Below are 7,398 nucleotides of genomic sequence, written 5' to 3'. Positions count from 1 at the left end.
ACTTCAGCTCCAGGATCTCGCCCCGGGCGTCCACGGTGATCTTCTGCGACAGGTCGCCCTTCGCCACCGCCGTGGTGACCGAGGCGATGTTGCGCACCTGCGAGGTCAGGTTCGACGCCATCGAGTTCACGTTGTCGGTCAGGTCCCGCCACGTACCCGAGACGCCCTTGACCTGGGCCTGGCCACCCAGCTTGCCCTCGGTGCCCACCTCGCGGGCCACCCGGGTCACCTCGTCGGCGAACGAGGAGAGCTGGTCGACCATCGTGTTGACGGTGTTCTTCAGCTCCAGGATCTCGCCCTGCGCGTCCACCGTGATCTTCTGGCTCAGATCGCCCTTCGCCACCGCCGTGGAGACCTGCGAGATGTTGCGCACCTGGCTGGTCAGGTTGCCGGCGAGCTGGTTGACGTTCTCCGTCAGGTCCCGCCAGGTGCCGGAGACGCCCCGCACCTGGGCCTGACCACCCAGCTTGCCCTCGATGCCCACCTCGCGCGCGACCCTGGTCACCTCGTCGGCGAACGACGAGAGCTGGTCCACCATCGTGTTGACGGTGTCCTTCAGCTCCAGGATCTCGCCCTGCGCCGCCACGGTGATCTTCTGCGACAGGTCGCCCCGGGCCACCGCCGTGGAGACCTGGGCGATGTTGCGCACCTGAGCGGTCAGGTTCGACGCCATCGAGTTGACGCTGTCGGTGAGGTCCTTCCAGGTGCCGGCGACATTCGGCACCTCCGCCTGACCGCCGAGCTTGCCCTCGGTGCCCACCTCACGGGCCACCCGGGTCACCTGCTCGGCGAAGAGCCGCAGGGTGTCGGTGAGGGAGTTCATCGTGTCGGCCAGCTCGGCGACCTCGCCGCGCGCGCCGACGGTGATCTTCTGCGACAGGTCGCCCTTGGCCACCGCCGTCGCCACCTGCGAGATCGACCGCACCTGGCCGGTCAGGTTCGACGCCATGGTGTTCACCGAGTCGGTGAGGTCCTTCCAGGTGCCGGCGGCGCCCCGGACGTCGGCCTGGCCGCCGAGCTTGCCCTCGGTACCCACCTCACGGGCCACCCGGGTCACCTCGTCGGCGAAGGACGACAGCTGGTCCACCATCGTGTTGACCGTGCGGCCGATGCGCAGGTACTCACCGCGCAGCGGGCGACCGTCGATCTCCAGCGCCATGTGCTGGGAGAGGTCGCCGTCCGCCACCGCCACGATCACCCGGGCGATCTCCGTGGTCGGCCGGCCCAGGTCGTCGATCAGCGAGTTGATCGCCCGCTGCCCCTCCGCCCAGGAACCGTCGAACCCCTCCTCGTCGAGCCGTTCGGTGAGTCGGCCGTCCCGGCCGACGATCCGGCTGATCCGGCGCAGGTCCAGGTGCTGCCGCTCCTGGATCGACACCACGTCGTTGAAGGCCTCCGCGACCTCGCCGGCCGCACCCGCCCGCCGGGGCAGGCGGACCTTGAAGTCGCCGCCCCGTACGCGGCGCAGCGCCTCCGCCAGCTCGACGAGAAGCGCCGCGTGCTCGGAGCCGGAGGGATCCGCGGTCACCGACTGTTTCGCGCTCATCATTCCTCGCTCAGCTCGGGGCCTCTGGCACATGCCGACACGCCGCCATCCCATCATTGTGCCCGCGCGGGCGTCGACACCACGGACGCGAAGTGCGCCGCGCGCCCCGCGTGGGGCGTCCGGGCCTCGGCGTCCGGCTTGGCACCTCGGCTGGCGGCGGAGGAGGATACGAGGGTGTCAGCGGAGACGGGGCCCGCGACGGACGGGGGCCGGGACGAGCACGTCCGGCGCGTCCGGCTGCCCGCCGACCGGCGTACCCCCGCCGCCGCCCGGGCGCTGGTCCGCTCGGTGCTGGCCGAGGCCGACCTCGACGACCTGCTCAACGAGGCGCTGCTGCTGACCACCGAACTCTCCACCAATGCGGTGGAGCACGCCCGCACCGAACTGGACATCGAGGTCCTCGCCGACCCGGTCGGGCTCACCGTCACCGTCTCCGACTTCGCCACCGGCCCGGTCGAGGAGCTGGTGGTCGGCATCCGCAGCGACACCGAGGACCTCGGCGAGATCTCCGAGCGGGGCCGCGGGCTGCTGCTCGTCGACCACTTCGCCAGCCGCTGGGGGACGACCTACCTGCCCACCGGCAAGGGGGTCTGGTTCCGGCTGGACCGCCCCGGCGCCGCGCCGGCCGGCCCGGTGGCGATGGAGCACGTCCCGGCCGGCGGCGGGGAGGGCACGGTCCCGGCGAAGTCCGCGCCGAGCGCCGCCGCGATGAGCGAGCTGACCCAGACCAGCCCCGACCCGAACGCCGACGATCCGCTGCCCGACTTCGCCGCCGACCTGCTCACCCGGGTCGCCGAGATGGTGGGCGCGGCCGGCGGCGTGGTCCGGCTGGACCGCGGCGACGGGCAAGGCACCCAGCCGCTGGCCCGGTACGGCCGCCAGCCCCGCCCCGGCAGCGAGTTGCTCCAGGTGCCGTTGGCGGTGCACCGCCCGTACGCCGGGGAGCTGGAGCTGGACGCCGCGCCCTCGGCGTACGCGCGGCCACTCGCCGTGCTCGCCGCCGAGCGGCTGTCGCTGCACCTGGAGAACGACCGGCTGCGCCGGGCGGACGTCCGCCGGCAGGCCTGGCTGACCTTCCTCGCCGAGGCGAGCGAACTGCTCGCCCAGTCGCTGGACGTCGAGCTGACCATGGCGCTGATCCCGCAGCTGGTGGTGCCCCGGCTGGGCCAGTGGTGCGCCGTGCACACCACCGACGAGTGGGGCCGGCTGCGGCTGGCCGCCTCCAGCCACGCCGACGAGTCGATGCTGCCGCAGCTGCACAAGGTGCTCGAGGAGACCGGCCCCGACTCGGTCCAGGCCCGGCTGCGGGAGGCGTCCCGCAGCGCCGCGCAGGTGCCGCTCGGCCCCCCGATGGAGGGCTTCGCCGTGCCGTTGATCGCCCGTGGCCAGCGGCTGGGCACGCTGACCGTGGGGCGGCACCTGCGGCACCGGCATGACCCGGACGAGGTCGCCGTGCTGGAGGACGTGGCCCGGCGGGCCGCCCTGGCCATCGAAAACGCCCGGATCCACGCCGAGCGGCGGCGGGTGGCCCAGACCCTCCAGCAGTCGCTGCTGCCGCCGGTGCTGCCGGTGGTCGAGGGGATCGGCTTCGCCGCCGAGTACGTCCCGACCGGCGACGACGCCGAGGTCGGCGGCGACTTCTACGACGTGCTGCCGCTGCCCGACGGGCGCTGGCTGGTGGTCATCGGCGACGTGTCCGGCAAGGGGGTGCAGGCGGCCGCCGTCACCGGTCTGGTCCGGGACGTGATCCGGGTGCTGGTCGGCGACGGCAAGCCGCTGCCCGAGGTGCTGACCCGGCTGAACGAGACGCTGGTGGAGCGCGGCGGCGGGCGCTACTGCACCCTCGCGCTCGCCACCGTCGGGCCGGGCCGGTACGGGCAGCTCAACGTCTCGCTGCACCTGGCCGGCCACGACCGTCCGGTGCTGCTGCGCGGCGGGGGCGGGGCGTCCTTCGTCGGCGCCGGCGGCACCGCGCTGGGCCTGATCGACGCGATCAGCTCGCCGACGGCGGAGATCCCGCTCGCGCCCGGCGACTCGCTGGTCTTCTACACCGACGGGGTGACCGAGCGCCGGCGCGGCCGGGAGCTGTTCGGCGTCGACCGCCTCCGGGACGCCGCCGCCCCGCTGGCCGGGTACTCGGCCGACGTGGTGGCCGCCCGGCTGCGCGCCACGGCGATCAACTTCTCGGTGGAGGCGCCCCGGGACGACATCGCCATCCTGGTGCTCCGCAACGACGCCCTCTGAGGGGTCACCCGCAACTGACCGCCCGCCGCGCCGCTCAGAGACCGCCCGGCAGGCGGCCCGGGGCGAGCCGCCGGTGCGGGTCCAGGTGGTCCTTCGCCGCCCGGAGCCGAGGGATCACCGCCGCCTCGCCCCACACGTCGACGGCCTGCCGGACGGGCGCGGGCGCGTTGACCACCACGCACCGCCCCCGCCGGGCGAGCAGCACCCCGCGCACGGCGGCGAGGATCGAGGCCACCCGGTCCCCGGGCAGCGCCCCGGGCAGGGCCGCGTACACCACGCCCAGACCGGCGGAGCCACGCACCGGGACGGGAGCGCCGGCCGCGTCGCGCAGCGCGTAGACCGCGGCGTGCAGGTCGGTGATCGGCACCTCGATGCGCAGCGCGGTGTCGCCCGGCCCGAACGGGTAGCGCCGCCACCACGGCGGGGCCGCGTCGTCCACGCTCGCCCGGCCCTCGAAGAGCGTCACCAGCCGCTCGGCCCGCTCGCTGACCTCGGCCGGGCCGCCCTCCAGCAGGATTGCCAGGCTGCCGGCGCCGTTCCGCGCCGCCCACGGGTCGTCCCGCCGCCCGGCCATCGAGGGGTGGTTGGCGTGGGCCGCCGCCAGGGACGGGTGCACCGGCCGGCGCGGCCGGGAACCGGCGGCGGGGAGGTCGAGCTCGACGGCGGCCGGGTCGAGGCGGGCGGCGAGCACCCCGCGCACCAGGTCGTGCACCTCCAGAGGCGTCCACACCGGCCGGGTCACCCAGACCCGGCTGGCCGGCGCGGCCTGCACCCGCACCGTGGCCGAGACGAGCACCCCGAGTCCGCCCTGCGAGCCGCAGAGCAGCCGGCCCGCGTCGAGCCCGACGGGCGCCGGGCCGGTCGGCGGCTCCGCCGGGCCGGCGCTGACCAACGCGCCGTCGGCATCCAGCCAGCGCAGGCCGACCAGCTGCTCGCAGGCGGTGCCGTACCGGTGCCGCAGCGGGCCGGCCTCGTCGGCGGCGAGCACCCCGCCGAGGGTGGCGCCGGGCGAGGGTGGATCCAGCGGCAGCCGCCGGCCGGTGCGCTCCAGAGTCGACTGCACCGCGCGCAGCGGGGTGCCGGCGCCGATCTCGGTCACCGGCGAGCCGACCGGCTGGTGCCGGATGCCGGCCAGCCGGCCGGTGTCGAGCATGACGTCGACCCGCGCGGGCGCGGCACCCCAGTCGATCTTCGTGCCGGCGCCCCTGGGCACCACGGTCAGGTCGTGCCGGGCGGCCAGCCGCAGCACCTCGGCGGCGGCGTCCGCCCCGCCGGGCACCGCCACCCAGCGGGCGGCCCGCCCGGCCACCTCGTCGGCGGCGCCCGCGAAACGGGCGAAGGACGGACCGCAGATCGCGGTGAGTCGTCGGGTGATCTCCGCTGCGCCGGTGGAACGTGCTGCTGCCGCCATGCCGGTCATCGTACACATGTTCTAAAGACCTGGCGGCGGGTCGGGCGAAGAGGCCACGCCGCCGGCGGCAGCCGGCCGGTAACGTGACGCCGTGACCACCGAGACCCCCGCGCCCGTCGCGAAGCGGGTGCCCGCCGAGCGCACCCACCACGGCGACACCATCGTCGACGAGTACGCATGGCTCGCCGCCAAGGACGACCCGGCGACGATCGCCCACCTGACCGCCGAGAACGCGTACACCGAGGCCCGCACGGCGCACCTGGAGGGGCTGCGCGCGGAGCTGTTCGAGGAGACCCGCCGCCGCACCCAGGAGACCGACCTGTCGGTGCCCAGCCGCAAGGACGGTTACTGGTACTACACCCGCACCGTCGAGGGCCAGCAGTACGGCGTGCACTGCCGCCGGGCGGTCCGCGACGGCGAGACCAGCCCGCCGGTCAGCGTCGACGGCGCCCCGCTCGACGGCGAGGAGGTGCTGCTCGACGGCAACCTGCTCGCCGAGGGGCACGACTTCTTCGCTCTCGGCGCGTTCGACGTCAGCCCGGACGGGCGCTGGCTGGCGTACTCGACGGACTTCACCGGCGACGAGCGGTTCACCCTGCGGATCAAGGACCTGACCACCGGCGAGCTGCTCGCCGACGAGGTGCCCGACACCTTCTACGGCACCGCCTGGTCGGCGGACGCCTCCGTGCTCTTCTACGTCACGGTCGACGAGGCGTGGCGCCCCAACCGGGTGTGGCGGCACGCCGTCGGCACCCCGTCGGGCGAGGACGTCGTCGTCCACCAGGAGGACGACGAGCGGTTCTGGGTCGGCGTCGACCTGACCCGATCCGAGCGCTTCGTGGTCATCGACATCCACAGCAAGGTCACCAGCGAGGTCCTGGTGATCCCGGCGGGCCACCCCACCGGCGTGCCAGCCGTGATCGCCCCGCGCCGGCAGGGCGTGGAGTACACGGTGGAGCACCACGGCCACCGCTTCCTGATCCTGCACAACGACGGCGCGGAGGACTTCGCGCTGGCGTACACCTCGGCGGACGCGCCGGGCGACTGGGTGCCGCTGATCGCGCACACCCCCGGCACCCGGCTGGAGTCGGTCGACGCGTTCTCCGACCACCTCGTCGTCTCGCTGCGCAGCAACGGCCTCACCGGGCTGCGGGTCATCCCGGTCGGCGGCGGCGACCCGCACGACATCGACTTCCCGGAGCCGATCTACAGCGTCGGGCTGGACGCCAACCCGGAGTACCGCACCCGGGAGATCCGGCTGCGCTACACCTCGCTGGTCACGCCGGACTCGGTGTACGACTACGACCTGGTCACCCGCCAGATGGTGCTGCGCCGGCGCAAGCCGGTCCGGCCGGGGCCGGACGGGCGGGCGTACGACCCGGCCGACTACGAGCAGCACCGCGACTGGGCGCTCGCCGACGACGGCACCCGGGTGCCGATCTCGCTGGTCTGCCGCGCCGGCACGCCGAAGGACGGCTCGGCCCCGTGCGTGATCTACGGGTACGGCTCGTACGAGGCGAGCATGGACCCGTGGTTCTCCATCGCCCGGCTCTCCCTGCTGGACCGCGGCGTCGTCTTCGCCGTGGCGCACATCCGCGGCGGCGGCGAGCTGGGCCGGCGCTGGTACGACGAGGGCAAGCTGCTGGCCAAGAAGAACACCTTCACCGACTTCGTCGCCTGCGCCCGGCACCTGGTCAAGGCCGGCTGGACGGCCAGCGACCGGCTGGTCGCCCGGGGCGCCTCGGCCGGCGGGCTGCTGATGGGCGCGGTCGCCAACCTGGCCCCGGACGCGTTCACCGGGATCGTCGCGCAGGTGCCCTTCGTCGACGCGCTCACCTCGATCCTCGACCCGTCGCTGCCGCTGACCGTCACCGAGTGGGAGGAGTGGGGCAACCCGCTCGCCGACCCGGAGGTCTACGCGTACATGAAGTCGTACACCCCGTACGAGAACGTGGCCGCCGTGGACTACCCGGCGATCCTCGCGGTGACCAGCCTCAACGACACCCGGGTGCTCTACCACGAGCCGGCGAAGTGGATCTCCCGGCTGCGGGCCACCGCGCCGCAGGGCGACTACCTGCTCAAGACCGAGATGGGCGCCGGGCACGGCGGCCCCAGCGGCCGGTACGACGCCTGGCGCGAGGAGGCGTTCATCAACGCCTGGATCCTGGACAAGCTCGGGCGCGCCTGAAGGTTGCCC

Annotated in this window: 4 protein-coding genes; 2 read left to right on the top strand and 2 right to left on the bottom strand. The window is 74.3% G+C overall.

Annotation, left to right across the window (positions count from 1 at the left end; translation table 11 throughout):
- Positions 1-1,549 (bottom strand): HAMP domain-containing protein (locus ABZ807_RS21910; protein WP_357160868.1); only part of this gene is annotated, 1,549 nt, incomplete at its 3' end.
- Positions 1,550-1,720: 171 nt separating this feature from the next.
- Here ABZ807_RS21910 and ABZ807_RS21905 point away from each other — a divergent pair.
- Positions 1,721-3,790, top strand: a complete 2,070-nt coding sequence (locus tag ABZ807_RS21905; RefSeq protein ID WP_357160865.1) for a SpoIIE family protein phosphatase — start codon at positions 1,721-1,723, stop codon at positions 3,788-3,790.
- A gap of 34 nt (positions 3,791-3,824) precedes the next feature.
- Here the strand turns inward: ABZ807_RS21905 and ABZ807_RS21900 are convergent, their stop codons facing one another.
- Positions 3,825-5,201, bottom strand: coding sequence for an FAD-binding oxidoreductase (locus tag ABZ807_RS21900; RefSeq protein WP_357160862.1), 1,377 nt, complete (start codon positions 5,199-5,201; stop codon positions 3,825-3,827).
- A 91-nt stretch (positions 5,202-5,292) separates the two neighbouring features.
- Between ABZ807_RS21900 and ABZ807_RS21895 the strand changes: the two genes are divergently transcribed.
- A complete protein-coding gene (locus ABZ807_RS21895) occupies positions 5,293-7,389 on the top strand; it encodes a S9 family peptidase (protein WP_357160859.1) in 2,097 nt (698 codons plus the stop codon).
- The last annotated feature ends 9 nt before the right edge of the window (positions 7,390-7,398 follow it).

Origin of the sequence: Micromonospora sp. NPDC047548, assembly GCF_040642975.1 — a bacterium.
Lineage (GTDB): Bacteria > Actinomycetota > Actinomycetes > Mycobacteriales > Micromonosporaceae > Micromonospora.
This window is presented reverse-complemented; position numbering and strand designations above follow the sequence as displayed.